Origin of the sequence: Stomatobaculum sp. F0698, from assembly GCF_030644385.1 — a bacterium.
Classification (GTDB): domain Bacteria; phylum Bacillota; class Clostridia; order Lachnospirales; family Lachnospiraceae; genus Moryella.
In genome coordinates this window covers 1259160-1280193 of sequence record NZ_CP130060.1, presented here as the reverse complement: position 1 = coordinate 1280193, position 21034 = coordinate 1259160, and the positions used below count along the sequence as shown (strand labels likewise).

19 protein-coding genes, 1 tRNA gene and 1 riboswitch are annotated in these 21034 nt (G+C 56.2%); of the genes, 18 read left to right on the top strand and 2 right to left on the bottom strand.

Going from position 1 to position 21034, the window contains the following annotated elements:
* Window positions 1-41: 41 nt before the first annotated feature.
* The 13 genes from QU660_RS05805 to QU660_RS05745 all read left to right on the top strand — a co-directional run bounded on the left by QU660_RS05805 (window position 42) and on the right by QU660_RS05745 (window position 13327).
* Entirely contained in the window at window positions 42-1586 is a 1545-nt protein-coding gene (locus tag QU660_RS05805; RefSeq protein ID WP_304945601.1) for a D-alanyl-D-alanine carboxypeptidase family protein, read from the top strand.
* The gene (locus QU660_RS05800; protein WP_304945600.1) at window positions 1579-2448 is read left to right on the top strand and encodes a metallophosphoesterase; all 870 of its coding nucleotides are present in this window, start codon (window positions 1579-1581) and stop codon (window positions 2446-2448) included. The genes QU660_RS05805 and QU660_RS05800 overlap by 8 nt, the downstream gene beginning before the upstream one ends.
* Before the next feature lies 1 nt (window position 2449).
* Window positions 2450-3250: a segregation and condensation protein A gene (locus tag QU660_RS05795; protein ID WP_304945599.1), complete on the top strand. Its 801-nt coding sequence runs from the start codon at window positions 2450-2452 to the stop codon at window positions 3248-3250.
* 78 nt (window positions 3251-3328) lie between these two features.
* Window positions 3329-4288, top strand: coding sequence for a 3-hydroxyacyl-CoA dehydrogenase (locus tag QU660_RS05790; protein ID WP_304945598.1), 960 nt, complete (start codon window positions 3329-3331; stop codon window positions 4286-4288).
* Window positions 4289-4371: 83 nt separating this feature from the next.
* Window positions 4372-5664 carry a phosphopyruvate hydratase gene (eno, locus tag QU660_RS05785; RefSeq protein WP_304947231.1) on the top strand — a complete coding sequence of 431 codons (1293 nt, stop codon included), beginning with the start codon at window positions 4372-4374 and terminating at the stop codon, window positions 5662-5664.
* A 13-nt stretch (window positions 5665-5677) separates the two neighbouring features.
* A riboswitch (cobalamin riboswitch) is annotated at window positions 5678-5851 on the top strand.
* A 173-nt stretch (window positions 5852-6024) separates the two neighbouring features.
* Entirely contained in the window at window positions 6025-6450 is a 426-nt protein-coding gene (locus QU660_RS05780; RefSeq protein WP_304945597.1) for a hypothetical protein, read from the top strand.
* Window positions 6451-6546: 96 nt separating this feature from the next.
* Entirely contained in the window at window positions 6547-7161 is a 615-nt protein-coding gene (locus QU660_RS05775) for a hypothetical protein (RefSeq protein ID WP_304945596.1), read from the top strand.
* Between the two features lie 42 nt (window positions 7162-7203).
* Window positions 7204-8487 (top strand): sirohydrochlorin cobaltochelatase, encoded by a 1284-nt coding sequence (locus tag QU660_RS05770; RefSeq protein WP_304945595.1) that lies wholly within the window; start codon window positions 7204-7206, stop codon window positions 8485-8487.
* A gap of 23 nt (window positions 8488-8510) precedes the next feature.
* The gene (locus tag QU660_RS05765) at window positions 8511-10106 is read left to right on the top strand and encodes an ABC transporter substrate-binding protein (RefSeq protein ID WP_304945594.1); all 1596 of its coding nucleotides are present in this window, start codon (window positions 8511-8513) and stop codon (window positions 10104-10106) included.
* Window positions 10103-11113 (top strand): FecCD family ABC transporter permease, encoded by a 1011-nt coding sequence (locus QU660_RS05760; RefSeq protein ID WP_304945593.1) that lies wholly within the window; start codon window positions 10103-10105, stop codon window positions 11111-11113. The genes QU660_RS05765 and QU660_RS05760 overlap by 4 nt, the downstream gene beginning before the upstream one ends.
* A 45-nt stretch (window positions 11114-11158) precedes the next feature.
* Window positions 11159-11551, top strand: coding sequence for a hypothetical protein (locus tag QU660_RS05755; RefSeq protein ID WP_304945592.1), 393 nt, complete (start codon window positions 11159-11161; stop codon window positions 11549-11551).
* 100 nt (window positions 11552-11651) lie between these two features.
* Window positions 11652-12764: an ABC transporter ATP-binding protein gene (locus QU660_RS05750; RefSeq protein ID WP_304945591.1), complete on the top strand. Its 1113-nt coding sequence runs from the start codon at window positions 11652-11654 to the stop codon at window positions 12762-12764.
* Window positions 12765-12985: 221 nt separating this feature from the next.
* Complete coding sequence (locus QU660_RS05745; RefSeq protein ID WP_304945590.1) at window positions 12986-13327, top strand: arsenate reductase family protein; 342 nt, start codon at window positions 12986-12988, stop codon at window positions 13325-13327.
* A gap of 6 nt (window positions 13328-13333) precedes the next feature.
* On the opposite strand, the gene QU660_RS05740 is transcribed toward QU660_RS05745, so the two are convergent.
* Window positions 13334-13612 (bottom strand): type II toxin-antitoxin system HicB family antitoxin, encoded by a 279-nt coding sequence (locus tag QU660_RS05740; protein ID WP_304945589.1) that lies wholly within the window; start codon window positions 13610-13612, stop codon window positions 13334-13336.
* 217 nt (window positions 13613-13829) lie between these two features.
* Here QU660_RS05740 and QU660_RS05735 point away from each other — a divergent pair.
* Both QU660_RS05735 and QU660_RS05730 read left to right on the top strand, forming a co-directional pair.
* Window positions 13830-13912, top strand: a tRNA-Leu gene (locus QU660_RS05735).
* A 253-nt stretch (window positions 13913-14165) separates the two neighbouring features.
* Window positions 14166-14879: a hypothetical protein gene (locus QU660_RS05730; protein WP_304945588.1), complete on the top strand. Its 714-nt coding sequence runs from the start codon at window positions 14166-14168 to the stop codon at window positions 14877-14879.
* Between the two features lie 172 nt (window positions 14880-15051).
* Here the strand turns inward: QU660_RS05730 and bioB are convergent, their stop codons facing one another.
* A complete protein-coding gene (bioB, locus tag QU660_RS05725) occupies window positions 15052-16077 on the bottom strand; it encodes a biotin synthase BioB (protein ID WP_304945587.1) in 1026 nt (341 codons plus the stop codon).
* A gap of 181 nt (window positions 16078-16258) precedes the next feature.
* Between bioB and QU660_RS05720 the strand changes: the two genes are divergently transcribed.
* The 3 genes from QU660_RS05720 to lon all read left to right on the top strand — a co-directional run bounded on the left by QU660_RS05720 (window position 16259) and on the right by lon (window position 20610).
* The gene (locus QU660_RS05720; RefSeq protein ID WP_304945586.1) at window positions 16259-16819 is read left to right on the top strand and encodes a biotin transporter BioY; all 561 of its coding nucleotides are present in this window, start codon (window positions 16259-16261) and stop codon (window positions 16817-16819) included.
* Window positions 16820-16951: 132 nt separating this feature from the next.
* Window positions 16952-18208, top strand: coding sequence for a 6-phosphofructokinase (locus tag QU660_RS05715; RefSeq protein ID WP_304945585.1), 1257 nt, complete (start codon window positions 16952-16954; stop codon window positions 18206-18208).
* A gap of 119 nt (window positions 18209-18327) precedes the next feature.
* The gene (gene lon / locus QU660_RS05710; RefSeq protein ID WP_304945584.1) at window positions 18328-20610 is read left to right on the top strand and encodes an endopeptidase La; all 2283 of its coding nucleotides are present in this window, start codon (window positions 18328-18330) and stop codon (window positions 20608-20610) included.
* The last annotated feature ends 424 nt before the right edge of the window (window positions 20611-21034 follow it).

Here is a 21034-nt window from a genome sequence, read left to right as displayed (position 1 = left end):
ATTACGTTCAAAAAGGAAACACGGAAGGGAGGAATTCGTCCATGCCGGAGGGAATCAAACGCTTGCGGGCCGGTCTGCTGGCTCTGGTCGTGCTGTTGTTCAGCACCGCGGCGTCGGGAAGCGCAGAGGCGGCGAATGCACCGGAAATTGCTTCTGAGGGCGCTGTGCTCTACAACGCGACCAGCGGGAAGTTCTTGTATGAGAAGAATGCAAACCACCAGTACTATCCCGCTTCCATCACCAAGTTCATGACGGCACTTCTGGTATTGGAGAATGCGTCACAGGATGACACTGTGGTGTTCTCGAGTGCGGCGACGGAGAATCTGGAGTCGGGCGCCGTCAACCTGGAACTCATGAAGGGAGACCGCGTTAAAGTGCGCGACTGTCTCTACGGGCTCATGTTGAAATCCGCGAACGAAGTCGCAAACGGGCTCGCCGAGCATGTCTCCGGTTCCGTTCCTTCGTTTGCGAAGAAAATGAATCGACGCGCACAGGAGCTGGGCTGCACCAACACGAATTTCGTGAATCCGAGCGGACTGAACAACGCGAACCATGTTTCGACGCCGCATGACATGGCGCTGATTGCGAAGGCCTGCTTTGACCGCGCGGATTTTCGCGCCATCGACAAAACGGTGAACTACCATTTCCCGGCGACGCAGAAACGCCCGAACGGCACGGATATCGTCATGGGACATCGCATGATTTCGAGTGGGAATGCGGACTACTACCCGGGCATTCTGGGCGGGAAGACCGGTTATACGAGCGCGGCCGGCAATACACTCGTGACCTGTGCGGAGCGAAACGGCGTGCGCCTCATTGTCGTGATTATGAAGAGTCGAAAGACCCAGTACATGGATACCCGGGCCCTCCTTGACTACGGTTTTCAGCTCGCGGAGGAAAACGGCGGAAAAAAACCGGAAGCCGTGGGCGGGGAAACGGAGACACCACAGGCAAGCGGCAGAGTTCAGGCGCTCACGGCAAACAGTCCGACACAAAACCGGCAAGCAGCAAATCAAGTAAGTCCGGCGGAAAATCCGCAAGCGGCAAATCAACAAAATCAAGCGGAAAATCCGCAAGCGGTAAATCAAGCGGGAAGTCAGCAAAGTCAGGCGGAAAGTCGACAAGCGCTAAAACCGGCGGGCAGTCAAAGTCGAATCGTAAGTCAACGAAATCGAGCGGTAAATCATCAAAATCAAGCGGCAAGTCAAGCAGCAAGTCAACAAAATCAAGCGGTAAGTCAACAAAGTCAAGCGGTAAATCCGGCGGCAAGCGGAAGTAGCTGGATTCAGAGAAACGGCGTCTGGGCCTACCGCGAGGCAAACGGTGCGCTTGTCCGCAACGCGCGCCGCGAGATTAACGGCAAGCAGTACTGGTTCGATGAAAACGGCAATATGCTCGAGGGCTGGCGGCAGGACAGCGCCGGTGCCTGGTACTATTTAACGCCGGGACAAGGCTCGCTTCAGACGAACAGTTGGCTGCTCTACAAGAATCAGTGGTATTATCTGGGTAGCGACGGCAAAATGCTAACAGACAGCAGAACGCCGGACGGTTATCTGGTCAATAAGGAGGGCATCTGGATTGGATAAGAAGAAACTTCTCTTCTCGTTCAGCCTGGCGGCGGTCGGCATTGCGGCTGCCGCCCTTTTTGAATCGGAGCGGGAACGGCGCAGTTTGATTGTGCGACACTATGCGCTCCGAAGTGCGAAAATCAAGCGGGCAAGGCGCATCGTATATCTCTCGGACTTTCACGAGCGTCGGCTCGGAGAGATTGAAGAGAGACTCACGGCCGAGACAAAGCGCCTGAACCCCGACTACATTTTCCTCGGCGGAGATATGGTGACCGCAAAGCACGGAGCTTCGATCGAAGCGACTTTAGCGCTCACCGAGCGCCTGGTAAAGCTGGCGCCTGTCTTCTACGGGGAGGGCAATCACGAGGCGAGGCTGGACCGCGACCGCGGTCGCTACGGTAATCTTTTCGACGAACTGCAGGAGGGACTGGTATCGCAGGGAGTGCGCTATCTGAGCGATGAGACGGTACTGCTCGGTGAGGATCTTGCGCTCTCCGGACTGCACATCACCGAAAATTTTTACCGCAGAGCGCCGCACGACGAGATGCAAGCGGACTATCTCCGCGCGCATCTGGGCGAAGCAAATACGGAGCGCTTTCAGCTCCTGTTTGCGCACAGCCCGGCCTTTTTCGAGGCCTATGCGCGCTGGGGGGCGGACCTTAGTTTATCGGGACACTGGCACGGCGGAACCGTACGTCTCCCGGGCAACATAGGCCTCATGACGCCGCAGATAGAATTCTTCCGGCGGCCGGCAAGCGGTCTCTTTTCCCGCGGTCGGCATGCGATGCTCCTAAGTCCCGGCATCGGAACGCACAGCATTAACCTGCGCTTTTTGAATCTGCCGGAACTCATGGTACTGGATTTAAAAGAAGGAGTTTAAAATGGCGGATGAAGCGCTTTCTCTTCGACTTGAGAAGTATGAGGGGCCTCTGGATCTGCTCCTAAAGCTGATTGAGAAGAACAAGGTAAATATCTATGACATTCCGATCGCCGAGATAACGGAACAGTATATGGCTTATCTATCGGAACTGGAGCGAGAGGACTTGGATTTACTCTCCGAGTTTCTCCTGATGGCGGCAACTTTGCTCGATATTAAGGCGCGTATGCTGCTGCCGCGCGAGTTGGATGAGGAGACGGGAGAGGAAGTAGACCCGAGAGCGGAACTGGTGGCCCGCCTCCTGGAACATAAGAAATATAAGCTCATGGCGGAAGAACTTGCGGACCGCGAGTTCGATGCCTACCGGGTTTTTTACCGGGAGCCCTCGCTCCCGAAAGAGGTGGCGGAATGGACTCAGCCCGTTGATTTGGATGAGCTGTTTCAGGGGGTGGACCTGCAGCGTCTGCAAGCGGTATTCCGGGATGTCATGCGGCAGCGGGAAGACCGCATCGATCCGGAGCGCAGTCGCTTCGGGACCATCAAACGGGAGCCGGTCAGCTTAAAAATGCAGATTGAGGCGGTGCTTTCTTACGCGCGGAATCACAAGGCCTTTTCTTTTCGCGAATTGTTGGAGAGACGGAAAAACAAGCTGCTCCTGGTGGTCACCTTTCTTGCGGTGCTCGAGCTCATGAAGGCGGGCATCTTGCTTGCCGTGCAGGAGAGCCCCGCGCAGGATATCTTCCTCGAGGTTTCGGAAGAAGAGTTGGAAAACAAGCGCGACTTCGCGGAACTTTTCGACAGCTGACTTGCCGTCGGACGCCATGCGTGTTATGCTCTCCTTGTATTGATTTTTGTACATTGTTTTAAATACAGGAGGTATTCTATGGCATTTCGGCATATCGTAGTCGCGGGCGGCGGCGTTCTCGGCGCACAAATCGCCTTTCAGACTGCGTTCAAGGGTTTTGATGTGACTATTTGGCTCAGAAGCGAGGGCTCGATCGGCAGAACCGAACCGAAGCTCGAGCGGCTTTACAATGTTTACCGCGCGGAGATTGCGCGCGTCGAGGCAGCGCTTCGGGCCGGTGAGCCGCTTGAACTGCCCCGCGGTTTCGGCGCAGCAGACAGCGTGAAGAGCGAAGCGGATATTCAGCGACTCTACGAGGCGGTTGAGCGCGCAAAGAAGAACTTAGAGCTTTCTCTCGATTTGGAGCAATGCGCAGAAGAGGCGGATTTTATCATCGAGAGCATGGCGGAGGACAGAGACGCAAAGCGCGAGTTCTACGCAAAGCTTGCGCCCTATCTGGATGACAAGACCATAGTCGCAACCAATTCTTCGACCATGATCCCGAGCATGTTCTCGGATCTTTTGCCGCATCCGGAAAACTATCTCGCGCTGCACTTTGCCAACAATATATGGCGCAGCAATACCGCAGAGGTCATGGGACACAGCGGTACTTCGAAAGAGGCTTTTGCCGCGGTGCTCGCGTTTGCGGCGGAAATCGGCATGATTCCGCTCGAACTTCACAAGGAGCAGCCGGGTTACATTCTGAACTCGATGCTGGTTCCCTTCTTAAGCTCCGCGGAAATGCTCTGGGCAAACGAGGTCGCAGATCCGGAGACCATAGATAAGACTTGGAAACTCGGCACGGGCTCCCCGCTCGGCCCCTTCCAGATTCTCGACATTGTGGGGCTTCAGACTGCTTACAACATTGTCTCAATGAATCCGGAGTCCAAGAACCCGGAGAGCACGCCCGGCAAGATAGCGGCGGGACTCAAGGCAAAGATCGATGCGGGCAAGACCGGCATTAACGCGGGAGAGGGCTTCTACCGTTACGAAAAATAAGAGGCGGCAAGGCTTTTTCCATGCTATACTAGAGCGGAAAAGAGTTCTTTAACATTCATTTCGGAAGTGGAGGAACCAATATGTTGACACATCTTGCAATTGAGAAGGTTATCGGAAGAGAGATCATCGACTCCAGAGGAAATCCGACGGTGGAAGCGGAGGTCACGCTGACCGACGGTACGGTCGGCAGAGGCGCGGCTCCGAGCGGCGCTTCGACCGGTGAGTTTGAGGCAATCGAGCTTCGCGACGGCGACAAGTCCCGTTTCGGCGGAAAGGGCGTGAAGAAGGCGGTTGAGAACATCAACACCGTGATTAACGACGTGCTGCACGGCATGGATCCGCAGAACATCTACGCGGTGGATGCGGCTATGCTCAAGGCGGACGGCACGGAGAACAAGTCGAAGCTCGGCGCAAACGCAATCCTTGCGGTTTCGATTGCGACGGCAAAGGCTGCTGCCGAGTCTCTCGGCATTCCGCTGTATCGTTTCCTCGGCGGCGCAAACGGCAATAACCTGCCGGTGCCGATGATGAACATCTTAAACGGCGGCGCACATGCGACGAACTCCGTCGATACCCAGGAGTTCATGATTATGCCGGTGGGCGCACCGAGCTTCTCCGAGGGCCTCCGTTGGTGCACAGAGGTCTTCCACAGCCTGCAGAAGCTTCTGAAGAACGAGGGCAAGACCACGGCAGTCGGCGATGAGGGCGGTTTCGCACCGGACCTTAAGGACGATGAGGATACGATTGAGCACATTCTCGCCGCAGTCCGCGATGCGGGCTATGAGCCGGGTAAGGACTTCGTGCTTGCAATGGACGCTGCTTCCTCCGAGTGGAAGAGCGAGAAGGGCATCGGCTTCTATCATCAGCCGAAGTCCGGCAAGGACTTCACTTCGAAGGAGCTCATTGCACACTGGAAGAGCCTCATCGAGAAGTACCCGATCTGGTCCATCGAGGACGGCCTCGATGAAGAGGACTGGGAGGGCTGGAAGGAGATGACGAAGGAGCTCGGCGACAAGGTTCAGCTGGTCGGCGACGATCTCTTTGTCACGAACACCAAGCGCCTCAAGAAGGGCATCGAGCTTGGCTGCGGCAACTCCATTCTGATTAAGCTGAACCAGATCGGCTCGGTTTCCGAGACGCTGGAGGCCATCAAGATGGCTCACAAGGCAGGCTACACGGCAATCAGCTCCCACCGTTCCGGTGAGACCGAAGATACGACGATTGCCGATCTCGCGGTGGCTCTCAACACGCGCCAGATTAAGACCGGTGCGCCGAGCCGCTCCGAGCGCGTTGCGAAGTACAACCAGCTGATTCGCATCGAGGAAGAACTCGGTGTCGCGGCAGAGTACCCGGGCAAGAACGCATTCAATCGTTAATTCGATTCGGAACATTGAAAAACAAGGGCAAGGTGCCCGGTGTGATGCCGGGATAATCGGGAAGCAAGTAAAACTGCGCGAACTCGTCACCGTATGCGGGGAGTCCGTCTGTCACTGCGAAAGCGGGAAGGCAGACAGGGGACATAGATCCGCGAGCCGGGAGACCGGCCTTGCCTTTTAAGTACCTTCCTGTGCACGAGTGCCTGTGCGGGAACGCGAGGAGGAGGCTTAAGCCTCTTCTTTGCGTGATAGCAAGAGGCTCTCTGCGAAGACGAGCCTCTTTTCTTTGTTTTATTTGGCTTTTTATCGGTATTGTGCTACAATAAGGCGACAATATTGTCACACAGGGAGGATACTATTATGAAGAAGAGACAGTTTGGAGCAATTTTGGCGGCAGCGGCACTTGCAGCGGTTCTTGCAACCGGTTGCGGCAGCAAGAAGGAAGAGACCAAGGCAGCTTCCGACGTTGCTTCCGAGGCGGTTGACGCAGCTTCCAGCATGGTGGAGAGTGCAAACGCAGCGGCTTCCAGCGGTATGGAAGAGGCAAACAAGGCAGCTTCCGGCGCGATGGAAGAGGCAAACAAGGCAGCTTCCGACGCAGCGAAGGCGGGCCAGGATGCAGCTTCCGCAGCAGTGGAAGGCGCAAACAAGGCAGCTTCCGATGCGGCTAAGATGGGCGAGGATGCAGCGAAGGCAGGCGCAGAGGCGGCTGAGAAGGCAGGCGCAGCGGCTGAGAGCGCAGGTGCGGCAGCTGAGAAGGCTGGCGAGACTGCTGAGTCCAGATAAGTAAGGATTTGCTGAAAAGCCAGAGGCTCTCCGAAAGGACGGGCCTCTTTTTATTGGTAGAAGAGGATTGAATCAAACAGAGGAAGAGGGTATTGTATGAAGAAGAGAGTCTATTCGTTTGCATTGGGAATGGGCCTTTTGGCCGCGATTTCGATGACGGCTTGCGGCGGCAAGAAGGCGGAGAGTCAGGCGGCTTCGGCCGTTGAGACCGCAAGTTCGGCTGTTGAGAGCGCAGCATCCGCGGCATCTTCCGCGGGCGAGAGCGCGGCAGAGAGCGCAGCTTCCGAAGGGGCCAAGGCGATTGCGGACTTTAAGGCGGCCGATTTTAAGGCGACGGACGAGCTTCAGGCACAGGCGGATGCAGCGGCACAGATGCTTGCGGACAAGCACGAGAAGCTGAGTCTTGCGGACGGTGTCTACGAGGTCAATGTAACGCTTGCGGGCGGCAGCGGCAGAGCAAAGATTGCAAGTCCGACCGAGCTCACGGTGAAGGACGGCAGAGCAACGGCAAAGATTGTCTGGAGCAGTGACAAGTACGACTACATGGAAGTGGATGGAATCCGTTTTACGCCGAATATCGAAAACGGTCATTCGGTCTTTGTGATTCCTGTCACCGAGCTCGGTGCGCCGCAAAACGTTGTCGGAGATACGACCGCGATGAGTAAGCCGCATGCAATCGACTATCAGCTCACGTTTGAAGTGGCCGAATAAGCCACAAAATCAGTCGGAACAAGAGAAAAGCAGGAGGGCGTTATGAGAAAGGCAAAGTTGGCGGTTTTGATTCTGGGTGCTGCGCTGGCCGTGAGTGCTTGCGGCGGCAAGGACAAGGGTAAGGAGACCATCGCAACGGAAGCGACGCAGGAGACGGCTGCGACCGAGGCGACCGAGCCCACCACCCTGGCGCCTGCGACGGACGAGGAGAAGGCGCAGGCAGCGGAAGTCGGCAAGAAGATTGATGCGATTTACGTGCAGCAGTGGTCTGAGGACACGGAGCGGCTCTGCAAAGAGGCAAAGGAGGCTTGGGACGCATTGAGCGACAGTGCAAAGGCAGAGGTGAGCGGCGAGCACGCTTCACCGGAATATTTCGGTCTGGACACCGGAGATGTGAGCAAGGATGACCCGCGCAATCAGGACGAAATCGGTGAGAAGGAAATCCTGGTTGTGAGCTTCGGCACCTCCTATAACGACAGCCGCGCAAAGGATATCGGCGGCATTGAGGGTTACCTTGCAAAGGCATTCCCGGATTACAGTGTGCGCCGCGCGTTTACCTCGCAGATTATTTTGAATCACATTCTCGCGCGTGACGGTGAGAAGATCGACAATGTGGAGCAGGCGCTGGAGCGCGCCAAGAAGAACGGTGTGAAGGAACTCATTGTGCAGCCTACGCATCTCATGAAGGGCAAGGAGTACGATGAGCTGAAGGAGACGCTCGACAAGCACAAGGCTTCTTTTGAGAAGCTGGAACTCGCGGAGCCGCTGCTCGGCGAGGTCGGCAAGGATGCCGAGGATGTGAATGCGGACAAGGAGAGAGTCGCAAATCTCATTGTGCAGGCAACTGTCACGGGCGGCGGCTTTGACAGTGTGCAGAAGGCAGCGCAGGACGGTGTGGCCTTTGTATTCCTTGGCCACGGCACTTCGCACACCGCAGCTGTCAGCTATTCCGAGATGCAGACCGCAATGAAGAAGCTCGGCTATGCAAACGTGTTTATCGGCACCGTAGAGGGCGAGCCGGAAGAGACCGCTGTCGGAGCAGTCATCGATGCGGTGAAGAAGGGCGGCTATAAGAAGGTCACGATTCGTCCGATGATGGTCGTTGCCGGCGATCACGCACACAACGATATGGCGGGTGCGGAGGAGGATTCCTGGGTTCAGAAGTTCATGAACTCGAAGAGTTTTGATCGCATCGAGACGCAGATTGAGGGCTTGGGCGGTGTTTACGACATCCAGAAGCTCTATGCGGAGCATACACAGGCGGCCATTAACGCGGCAAACACGGCGGCAGAAGAGACAACGGCGGCAGAGACCAAGGCAAATTGAGTGTCTGTGCCCGGAGAGGGAAGATGAAGAGACGAGGCAGATGGATTTCGCAACTTGCGCTCCTACTGACGGCGGTTTTACTGACAACGGGCTGTGCCGCGCGGAGCGGAAAGGCAGAGCAAAGCGGAGCTCAGGAGACGACGAGCGCAGCAGAGAGCGGCGCTTCGGAGAGCGGCAAGGCACAGGCAGCACTGCCGGACGGTATATACACGGCGCGCTTTGAGACCGACAGCTCCATGTTCCATGTGAACGAGGCGCTGAACGACAGGGGAACTCTGACCGTAAAAGACGGGAAGATGACCCTTCATGTCTCCCTGCAGTCAAAGCGCATCCTCAATCTCTTCCCCGGGACCGCGGAAGATGCGCGGAAAGAAGGAGCGGCGCTGTTGCAGCCGACAACCGATACCGTCAAGTATGAGGACGGTACAAGCGCTGAGGTCTACGGCTTCGATATTCCGGTCCCGGCGCTCGACACAGAGTTTCCGCTTGCCCTCGTCGGCACCAAGGGGGCCTGGTATGACCATATGGTCAAGGTGACAGATGTAAAAGCTGAAGAGGCAAGTCAGGCGGCAGCTCCGGAGATTCCGGGGCTGCGCTTTGTTAAGCGAATGGAACTGCGCTATGCGGAGACCTTTGACATCTATTTTTATGAGCGGGACTTCGCCGTCATCGATGTGCACGGCGCGGCACGCTATCTGTTGGTTCCGGAAGGGGAACAAGTCCCAGCGGAGCTGCCCGCAGACTATGTGATTCTGAAAAAGCCGCTCGACAATATTTACCTTGCTGCCACCGCAGCGATGAGTCTCTTTGAAGCAAACGGTGCGCTGGACCGCGTGCGCTTTACCGGTACGAGAGCGGAGGGATGGCATATCGACGCGCCGAAGCGTGCGCTTGAAAGCGGGGCGATGCGCTTTGCCGGAAAATACAGCGCGCCGGATTACGAACTCCTCACTTCGGAGGGCTGTGATCTGGCGATCGAATCTCTGATGATATTGCACGCGCCGGAAGTGAAGGAGATGTTTGAGCGACTCGGGATTCCCGTCTTTGTGGATTACTCGAGTAACGAAGGACATCCGCTCGGGCGCACCGAGTGGGTGCGGCTTTACGGCGTTTTGAACGACAGGAGCGAGGCGGCGGATGCCTTTTTCAAGGCCCAGTGCGATGAACTGGACGGGCTCAAAAACGTAGCGGATAGCGGCAAGAAGGTGGCCTTTTTCGCCATGAATCGGGACGGGAGCTTTGTGGTGCGTCGCCGCACGGACTATGTGCCGAAGATGATAGCTCTGGCAGGCGGAACGTATCTTGGTGTCGGACCGGATGAACCCGGGCGCAGTTCCGTGCAGCGCGTCTCGCGCGAGGCTTTTTTTGAGGCGGCGAGAGATGCGGATGTGCTTGTATACAATGCCACGGTGGAAGCGCCGCTTGCCGGCCTTTCGGAGCTGCTCGAGAAGGATGAGCTCTTCTCGGACTTTAAGGCGGTGCGGGAGAAACAGGTCTATCAACTCGGAAGTGACATGTACCAGTCAGCCGATGCGGTCGCGGGACTGACACGTGATTTTTCGCGTGTCTTGCACGGGGAAGAGGAACGCGGGCTCTCCTACCTGAGGAGGATAGAATGAGGACGGGGAGAAGGCGTACGACATCGGTGTTCATCCTGCTCGGCATCTTGCTCCTGCTACTTTTTTACTGTAATCTGGCGCTGGGTACCAGGTTTTTCTCTCCGGCAAAGCTGTTTTCCCTGTTGTCACAGGGGAAGGGCACGGATCCCGCGGTGAGCATCTTATTCAAGATACGGCTGCCGCGTGCCCTGATGGCACTGCTCCTCGGCGGAGCGCTTGCGGTCTCGGGCTTTCTCTTGCAGACCTATTTTGCGAACCCCATTGCCGGTCCCTTTGTGCTCGGTGTCTCCTCGGGCGCGCGTCTTGCGGTGGCGCTCTGCATGATGCTGTTCATGGCACAGAACCGGGCACTCAGTTCCTTTGCGCTGGTGTTCGCTGCCTTTCTGGGCTCGCTGGTATCTCTCGGCATTTTGCTCGCGGTATCGCAGCGTGTGCGGCAGATGGCCGGACTTCTGGTGGCCGGTATCATGATAGGTTATATCTGCTCGGCCGCGACCGATTTTCTCTTGAGTTTTGCCGCGGATTCGGAGATTGTGTCCCTGCACAGCTGGTCACAGGGCAGTTTTTCCGGCATGAGCCTGGCACAGGTCAGGACAGCGGCCGTCTTAATCGGGATCTCGGCCTTCGCGCTTCTTTTTCTCGCAAAGCCACTCGCTGCGGTGCAGCTCGGCGAGAGCTATGCGGAGAGCCTCGGGGTGAATGTGCGGCGCATGCGCAGCGCCCTCATTATCCTTGCGAGTTTGCTTGCGGCGACCGTGACCGCTTTTGCGGGGCCGGTTTCCTTTGTGGGGGTGGCTTCGCCGTTTTTGATTCAGAGCCTACTGAAGAGCAACAAGCCGTTGCTGGTGCTGCCGGCTTCCTTCCTCGGGGGAGCGGTATTTTGTTTGGCCTCGGATTTAATCGCAAGGACGGCCTTTCAGCCGACCGAGCTTGCGCTCAGCACGGTGACCTCCTTTTTCGGCGCGCCGATCGTGCTTTGGCTCTTGGTGAAGCGTCGGGGAAAATGAGACAGAGTCATCCAATCAGAGATTCGGATCATACACGGAGGGAATATGTCGGTCACAAGCTTTTTACATTTGAGCGAAACAGTCGGCGAATTTGACCTCAAAACGTTCTGTGAGGAGATTCAGAAAAAATATCCGGGAACGGATACGGAACAGAGGCAAAGCAGGTCTTTGGCCTACGATGTTACTTGGAGCCGATATGCGGATTGCCCACAGTTTGAATTAAGGCTCGATCGAACACGCCGCACGCTTGCGGTGGAGTATTTTAATTCTGCGGATAGAATTCGAGACTACGCAAACCTGATTTTATGGATCAGACAGTACTTTCCGAAGGAAAAAGAAGTGGTCTTGGTGGATGAAAACAATGAGGCGCAAATTCCGCTTTCCACGGAGACGGCGATAGAGGATATCGAAGCATGGATCTTGAGAGTCGGTATCTAATCGTTATCAAATCGGAAACCGTCAATATAGTTTGTATACAAACGGACGTGATAGCGCCGTGACGCCTTGTCAAGCAGAGGGCGTATCGAGAGGAGGAGCTATGCGGAATACGCAGCGGGCAAAACTCGCGGCAGAAGGGGTCAAAACGGGCTACGGCGCGCGCGTGGTGCTCTCGGAGGTCTCGTTTGAGCTTCGCCCTGGCGAGGTCATGGCCTTGCTCGGTCCGAACGGGGCCGGAAAGTCGACCCTCTTAAAGAGCGCGGCGGGGCAGCTTGCCCTGCAGGGCGGCTGCATCTACCTCGACGGAAGAAATCTACAGTCCTTTACCGGTCGGGAACGGGCGGCATATATGGCCCTCCTCTTTACCGAGCGGAGAGAGCCGGAGTTTGCCACCGCGAGAGAAGTGGTGGAGGCGGGTCGCTATCCCTACACGGGGCGTTTCGGAACCTTGCGGGAATCGGATCATACGGCGGTGGCGCGTGCCATGGCCTATGTGCGAACCGAAGAGCTCGCGGCGCGTCCTTTTGCGGAGCTCAGCGACGGGCAGCGCCAGCGCGTGCTGCTTGCAAGGGCACTCGCGCAGGAACCGCGGCTCATTCTGCTCGATGAACCGACGGCCTTTCTGGACCTGCGCCATAAGGTAGAACTTCTGAGTCTGTTGCGAGATCTTGCAACCCGCGAAGGGCTCGCGGTTTTCTTATCGCTGCATGAACCGGATTTGGCGTTGAAATGTGCAGACCGTGTCTTACTGGTGGCGGACGGCAAGGTGCTGCCGCCCGCCGTACCGGAGGAGGCACTCTCCGAGGAGAACATGCGTCGTATCTATGGGCTCGGTTCCGCTTACGATGCGCTCTCCGGCAGCGCGGAATTGCCACAGGCCGTGGAAAACACTTCGCCGAGCACCCTCGTGCTCGGCGGCGGCGGTAGCGGCATACCGGTTTACCGGCGGCTTCGGCGTGAGGGGGTAGCCTTTGCGGCAGGCGTATTCAGCCCCGCCGATTCGGATTACCCGGTTGCGTCTCGTCTCGCTGCAAAGGTGTTTGAGACGGCACCTTACGAAGCGCTCACGGCGGAGAATCTCCGCGAGGCGAGAGCCTTCCTGGAAGCGGCAAACTGTGTCATTTGGACCGAGCCGCCGCTTGGGAGCGGAAATGCGGCTCTTCTTGAACTGCGGGAACGGGCGGAAGAGAAGGGAATATTGGAGCGGTCATAAAACGATTTCGGCACAGCTTGTCAGCCGATACGGAGAGGCTCGGAAGTGTTCACACGGGCTGCCTGCCTGCATTGTGTCGGCATGGGCAGAAGAGAATTGCAGTTTAAAGCGATACGAATGCGCGGTGACAGGAAGAACGGAAGGGCCGAAAAGAGTCGCGCTTCGGATAAGACAGCGAAAATTTCGATAAGTCTTACAGAGAATTCGGAAGGAAGAGGAAGATGAACATTCAGATTTTCGGCGGTGGGAAGAATTTTGACGTGAAAAAGGCCGAGCGCTACTTCAAGGAGCGCCGCATCCCGGTGCAGCGCGTGGATTTATTTGAGAAGGGGCTCAGCAAGGGGGAACTCCGCGCCGTGTGTCGGGCACTCGGCAGTGCGGAAGCTTTGGTCGACCCCGGCGCGAAGGCAAAGGAGACCGTTATTTGGTTTCAGCACACGCCGGAAGAGGACAGGGAGCAATTCCTGCTCGAGCATCCCGAGATTATGCGGCAGCCCATCGTGCGTAACGGTGCCGCCGCGACCGTAGGATTCCGGCCGGAAGTATGGAAAACCTGGGAGTAAGGAAATTTAACCGAGCCAGCTCCAGTTTTCTTCGCGGGGCAGGGTTAGGGTCAGCATGACGGCCTCTTCCCCCTCGTCGAGACAGAGTTCGTCGAGCAGGGTGCGGGGCGGAAGCGGGTTTCCCTCTTCGAGTTCTTGGAGTATGCAATTTACGCCTTCCGTGCGTGCATCCTCCATTGCATCAAGGCGGTCGGAACCCTCACCGTAGCAGCCGGGAAAGTCCGGAAAAGTGGCGAGAAAACGCTCGCCCTGTTTCCTTAGAATGACGGGATAATCAAAAGCCATAAAAGATCCTTTCCTGTGGATTGAGACGATATTTTTTCTATTATAGCATTGAATCGATAGCTCGAATCTTCGGTTCTTGCCAAGGGGCGTTCTTTTGATGACGTTACGGGAATCGTTTCATTACAGTTCGCCGGAGGAATTATTTCAGACAATCAAAAAAAGTTGAAAAAAGTGCTTGCAATCCCCGGGGGCCTATAGTAGAATAACCGAGTACCGAGCGGGGATGCTGGAATTGGCAGACAGGCTAGACTAAGGATCTAGTGGCCACAAGCCGTGTGGGTTCAAGTCCCATTTCCCGCAGCGTATGAGAAGGGGGTGATCATCACCTCCTTCTCTTTTTGTGTAAACTTAGCTGCCGTGCGGGAAAGCCCGAGTCTACGGTGGCTGCCGAAGCTGCGCCCGTCCGGCGACGGGGCATGGAGGGCGTTCCGAAGAATCGGTGCGTGCAACTCCGCTCCTGCTTGAATTCGCCTGCTTGAATGGGTATAATAAAATATAATTGTTTTGTTTTCGACTGAGTTTTGTGTTAGGAAAAGACTGAGGGAGGTACTATATGAGAAAAGCAGGATTGTTCTGTGTCGCGGCGATTGCCGCACTTAGTATTACGGCATGCGGCGGCGGTAAGAAGGAGACTACGGCTGCGAGCAGCGCGGTCGAGACGAGCGCTGAGGCAGTTGCGGCGGATGCGACCACGGCAGCGGGCGGCAGTGTCATTGCGCCGGAGGCGGCAAAGGCAGATCACACAAACGGCGGCTTCCCGGTGCGCCTCGATGCAACGAGCTTTGACGGCAAGACCGTGAAGGCTGAGTTCTTTAACTTTGACCGCTACGATGTTGCAAAGATCAATGCGCTGAAGGAGGGCGATGTTATCCGGGTCGCGCAGAAGGATGTCGGCATCAAGACCATTGAGAAGAAGAACGCCGAGACCGGAAACTTCCCGCAGGTTATCATTAACGGCGGCGTGGAGAACGGCGGTGTGAGCCTGATTCAGGACGGCGACTACTTCCGCACCCAGAGCGCGGACGGAACGCCGCTTTACTATTCGACCGGAACCGAGGAGCTGAAGCTGGCGAGCGATGTTACCTACATGGATTACTCCGACCTGAATCAGCAGAACGGCGTGACCTATACGACGGATCAGATTAAGGAAGCGTTTTCGAAAGATAAGGACAAGGACTGGGGTCCGCAGGTCATTTCGATCGTTTTAAAGGACGGCGAAGTGAAGCAGATTTTCCGCACCTATGCACCGACTGAGGCAAAGAACTGACGGAACAGGAGTCAGGGGATATAGTTACAAGGCTTTTCTCTGCTTACATCTTCCTTGAAACAGTATGTTTGGAGGAAGATGTAAGCAGCGATCGGTATTTCTTGCGGCAAATCGTGTTCGGAATATAAGAAGCCCCGCGGCATTTGCCGCGGGGCTTTTGTTGTCGTTTCACTTACTGGGCGATGTTCTTCACTGCCTCATAGCAGCTCGGGCGCACGGAGTGCTTCTGCCACTCGGGTTGCACATCTCTTCCCATGGCGCTCAGCATGGCCCTGTCCTCTTGAATCGTAGAACCGCTCGTGGTCAGCATGTTTCCGGTAATGGTCGCGCTGACGCCGCAGGAGAAGCTGTGCGCACCGTTGTCGGAGAGCGCGGAGCGTCCGCCCGCGAGGCGTATATTTGCCTCCGGATTGATCATGCGGAAGATGGCAAGCGTGCGGAGGATTTCATCGTCCTTCAGCACTTCCCGCTCGCCGAGCGGGGTGCCTTTGACCGGCATCAGCACATTGATCGGGATGGACTGAATGCCGAGTTCCGCAAGCGTCAGCGCCATATCCAAGCGGTCTTCCCAGGTTTCGCCCATGCCGATAATGCCGCCGGAACAGACGCAGAGTCCCTCTTCCTGGGCTGCGCGTATGGTCGCAAGCTTCTGGTCAAAGGTGTGGGTCGTGCAGATTTCCGGGAAGAAGCGGCGCGAGGTCTCGATGTTGTCGTGATAGCTCGTGACGCCCGCAAGGTGCAGACGGTGGAACTGCTCGCGCGTCAGGAAACCGTGGGAAGCACAGAGATCGATTCGACACTCATCGGCCATGCGGCGGTAGGCAGCGAGTGCCTGCTCGAATTCTTCGCCGCTGAGAGAGCGGCCGGAGGTGACAATCGAAAAGCGATCTACGCCCTCGCGCTCGTTTGCCTTTGCGGCTGCGACAATCACATCTTCCGGGAGAAAGGCATACTCTTCACAGCCGGTCTTCGAGTGTGCGGACTGCGCGCAGTACTTGCAGTCCTCGCTGCAGCGGCCGCTTCTGCCGTTGATAATGGTGCAGAGATCCACCTTGTTTTCACAATAGGTTTCGCGGAGCTTATCCGCAGCTTGACAGAGCTCTTCGAGATCCGTGCTCAAAAGCTCCGTTAACTCTTCATCTCCCCGCTGTAAGCGGCGTCCGGCAATAATCTCCTCAGCAAGTGCCAATGCGTTCATATCGCATGCCTCCCTCAATCAATTCATCCCTGCTTTCTTCGATGATTCATCGAATCTTTGCCTAGTATAGCCAAGACAGAAGAAATTTGTCAACCAAAACTCTGTAACAGGTTGACAATTGCCGCTGAGGCGAGTATGCTAGGCGACAGTGCAAAAGGCACAGAGAAGAGGAGAGTAGAAGATGAAACAGTTGGATATTCGCAACATGGCTTTAATTGCAGTGATGACAGCTCTGATGTGTATCTTTGGGCCCATGTCGATTCCGATCGGCGCCGTGCCGATTTCATTGACACCGCTCCTGGTTTACCTCTCGGCCTATGTGCTCGGTATGAAGAGCGGAACCGTTGCCTACTTCGTGTATCTTCTGATCGGCTTTGTCGGTGTTCCGGTTATGTCCGGTTACAGCGGCGGCCCGGCTAAGATTCTGGGGCCCACCGGAGGCTACCTCATCGCGTTCATTCTGATGGCGCTGATGACGGGCTTTGCCGTGGATCACTTTTATAAGAACGTGCCGTTGCAGGCGGTTGTCATGCTGATCGCGCTGGTGCTCTGCTATGCGGCCGGAACCGCTTGGTTTGTCGGACAGACCAAGATGGCCTGGGGCAAAGCGCTTACCGTCTGTGTGTTCCCGTTCATTCCGCTGGACTGTGTGAAACTTGTTTTGGCCATCCTTGTCGGTCGTCCGGTGAGGGAGCGGCTGCATGTGTTCTTGCAGGACAGAAGAAGCGGCAGTCTTGCGTAAAACAGCACAAAAGAAAAGCGAGGGGAAAGTCTCCCTTCGCTTTTTTTATGCGCTGGATTCTTTTTGCCACTTTCGTTATACTAAAAACAGCTGAATTATTTTGGGCAACAAGGAAATGAGGAGGAAAAATTTATGAAGGGGAATGTGTTGGTCGGTCAGTCGGGAGGTCCCACGGCTGTCATTAATTCGAGCTTGGCGGGTGTGTTTAAGACAGCAAAGGAGCGCGGCTACGGGAAGGTGTACGGCATGCGCTTCGGCATACAGGGCTTTTTGGATGAGCAGTATGTGGATCTCTCGGATTATATTCGAAACGAGCTGGAGCTGGAACTCCTGAAGCGCACCCCCTCGGCCTTTCTCGGGACCTGCCGCTATAAACTTCCCGAGATTCACGAGGACAAGAAGGTCTACGAGCGCGTCTTTGAACTGCTGGACAAACTTGACATTGAGGTATTCATTTACATCGGCGGAAACGATTCGATGGATACCATACGGAAACTTTCGGACTACGCACTCCTCACCGGTGCAAAGCAACGCTTTGTGGGCTGCCCGAAGACCATAGACAACGATCTTGCGATTACCGACCACACGCCGGGCTTCGGCTCCGCGGCAAAGTACATCGCAGCCTCGACCAAGGAAGTGATACGCGACGCCCTCGGCTTCTCCTACAAGAAGAAAAATGTAATCATACTCGAGATTATGGGGCGCAATGCGGGCTGGCTGGTCGGCGCAACGGCACTGGCGCGTCAGGAGGACTGCGACGGACCGGACCTCATCTACCTGCCGGAACTCCCCTTTGACATTGAGGGCTTTGTGGATCGCGTCTCCGGTCTCCTCGAGGAAAAGGATGTCGTGGTCGCCGCGGTTTCCGAGGGCATTAAGACGGCGGCGGGAGAGTACGTCTGCGAGCTCGCGGACGGTGCGCGCAGCAAGGATGCGTTCGGTCATATCCAGATGGCGGGTACGGCGGCTTATTTATCGGCGCTGATTCACGAGCGCCTCGGAGTCAAGACCCGCTCGGTTGAGCTCTCGACCTTACAGCGCGCGGCGGCACATCTTGCAAGTCGTGTGGACGTGGACGAGGCCTTTGCGGTCGGCGGCGCAACGGTTAAGGCCGCGGATGAGGGCTCCAGCGGCGTGATGGTCGTCATAGACCGCGTCTCGGTCGATCCCTATCAGTCGGCCATCGGCGTCTACGATGTGCACCGCATCGCAAACGGCGAGAAGCTGGTGCCGCGCACATGGATCAACGGCGCCGGTGACTATGTGACCGATGACTTTGTGAGCTATGTGAAGCCGCTGATTCAGGGACACTATAACCCGATGATGGTCGCGGGTCTGCCGCGCCACCTTGTGATGAATCAGAAAAACTACAGCGATTATCAGGTCTGAGTGCACAGCTGCTATGCGGGGAGCGGAGCCATGGGAATAAGCGCTTGACCTGAGAACTGTGCCCTGGTATTATACTGTTACATAACAAATATAACACTAAGCGCAGAGGAGGTTTTTGAATGGCTGTTGTTCCGGTTTACAACATACTGGCAGTGCCCGGCGCAAATATTCCGCTCTCCCTGGAGCGTTTTGAAAAAATGATAGGAAGAGTCCCGGTTTCGGGCGAGCGTGTCACCCTGATTTTTATGAAAGAAGATAAGAACAGGGAGGAGCTCAACGCAGAGGATTTTTATACTATCGGCGTGAGCGGTACCGTGACGGAAGTCGGTGACCAGGGTGTGCTGGTGTTCCGCTGCAATACGCGTGTCGATTTAAAGTCAATCAACATCTACCCCGATCACAGCATCGATCTCGATGTGGAGCGCCGTCAGGACATTGAGGATCTGGACGATGCGGTCTCGGCGAAGCGCTTAAAGCACATGAAGCAGTTGATGCTGGAGGCCTACGGGGAGAATCCGCAGTTCGGCCCCATGCTCCGCGGGATGATATCCCGCTGGGCCTCGCTCGGCGACATCGCGGGCATCGTGAACCGCTGGCTCATCAATTCTCCGGAAGAAAAGATGGCCGTGCTCTCGGAGGACAGCCGCAATCTGCGAGAACAGAAGCTCGAAGAGTTGCTCCGCGAAAATCTGGAGTTTCACAAGGTAAATACCGAGGCAAACAGCGCGCAGGAAGAAGAGTATCAAAAGATGTACCGCGAAAATGCGCTGAAAAAGCAGATTGAATACCTGCAAAAGCAGCTGGACAGCCTGCACCCCGAGAAGGTCTCGGACCTCCGCCGCTTTGAGTTAAAGATTCAGGATCTCGGCATGAACGAGAGCGCGAAGGCCGAGGCCGAGAAGGTCTTAAAGCGCTTACAGCAGGAGGGGCAGCAGACGGCCGAGAGCGGTATGCTCTACGACTATCTGGACTATGTGACCAATCTGCCCTGGAAGAAAGAGAGCGCGCAGGAGATCGACCTCGCGGCGGCGGAGCAGGTGCTCGAGGAGGACCACTACGGCCTCAAAAAGGTGAAAAATCGTATTCTGCAGCAGATTGCGGTCATGTCGCTGAAGGGGCAGCAATCCGGTTCGATACTGCTCTTTGTCGGTGCACCCGGTACCGGCAAGACGAGCATCGGCGCTTCGATTGCGCGGGCCCTCGGGCGCAAGTATGTTCGCGTGAGTCTCGGCGGCGTGCGCGACGAGGCGGATATCCGCGGTCACCGGAGGACCTACATCGGCGCGATGGCGGGACGTATCATAGACGGCATCAAGAAGAGCGGGGTATCGAATCCCGTGATGGTACTCGACGAGGTCGATAAGCTCTCGACGAGTTTCCACGGCGATCCCGCAAGCGCCCTGCTCGAAGTGCTGGATCCGGAGCAGAACCACAGCTTCACGGACCATTATCTCAACGTGCCCTACGATCTCTCCGATGTGCTCTTTGTGTGCACGGCGAACAGCGCGGAGACCATCCCGGGACCGCTCTTAAACCGCATGGAGGTGATACCGTTTCAGGGATATTCGCCGCTTGAGAAGAAGGAAATTGCAAAGCGCCATCTGCTTCCGAAGGCACTCGAAGCGGTCGGATTAACGGCGGAACAGCTTGAGATCGGCGATGATATCCTGGAGACCCTGATTTCGGATTACACGCGGGAGTCCGGTGTGCGCGGCTTAAAACGCTGCCTCGATAAGCTCTGCCGCGGCGCTGCGGTGCGCTTTGTGCGCGATAAGCAGACGCTCACGGTCACAAAGGAGAACCTGAGAGAACTCATGGACAGCCACCCGCTGCCGCACCGCGCGGTGCGCGCGCACAGTACGCCCGGCGTTGTGACCGGTCTTGCCTGGACCGCGGTCGGCGGTGAGATTCTCTACATCGAGACCATGTTCACCAAGGGGAGCGGCAAGATTCACGTGACCGGTCAGCTCGGCTCCGTCATGAAGGAGTCGGCGGAACTCGCGGTCAGCAAGGTAAAGGCACTCTTTCCGGAAGAAGCACAGCGCTTTTCGGAAAACGACCTTCACATCCACGTGCCGGACGGCGCAACCCCGAAGGACGGGCCGAGTGCGGGTATCACCCTGACAACGGCGCTCGCTTCCCTTGTGACGGGCAAGCCTGTGCCCGCAACGGTCGGTATGACGGGGGAGGTCAGCTTACAGAGCGAAGTGAAGCCGATCGGCGGCCTCCCGGAAAAACTCATGGCGGCGGAGCGCGCAGGTGTTAAAACCGTCTTTATTCCGGCGGACAATGAGCAGGATTTAGCGGATGTCGCGCCCGAGGTGCTCGAGAAATTGGAAGTCATTCCGGTGCGCGAGGTGAGCGAAGTACTCACAAGACTCGGCTTGCTCGAGAAAGCCTGAGACGAAATACATTTGACGCGAAAAGCGAAGGCGAAATAATGAAAAGAAAAAGTCCTGTATTGCCGGGAAGAGTCGGCAATGCAGGGCTTTTGTTTTATGGAGTTCATCCAAACTATGTTCCCTTAAAAGGGGAGGGAGTATCCTTTCCCTTAATTTGCGATACCTTTTAAGGGAAAAGATGAAGAGGTAAAAGAATGAGAGAGTTCAACGATTCCTTAATCAGAGATAAAAGTCGGGCGCTTTACCAAACAGGACATTCGGGCGCTTTGCGCCGGCTCGTTGCATCCGGTTACTGAAGCACGAAGGCAACGGCAAAAGCACCCGCTACTATAGAACAAAATAGGGTTCTCTTAAAAGGGATGATTTTCCCCTAAAGTGAAGGAAGTTATAAGGGAAAGAGCATGCGAATACGAGAAAGCACCCG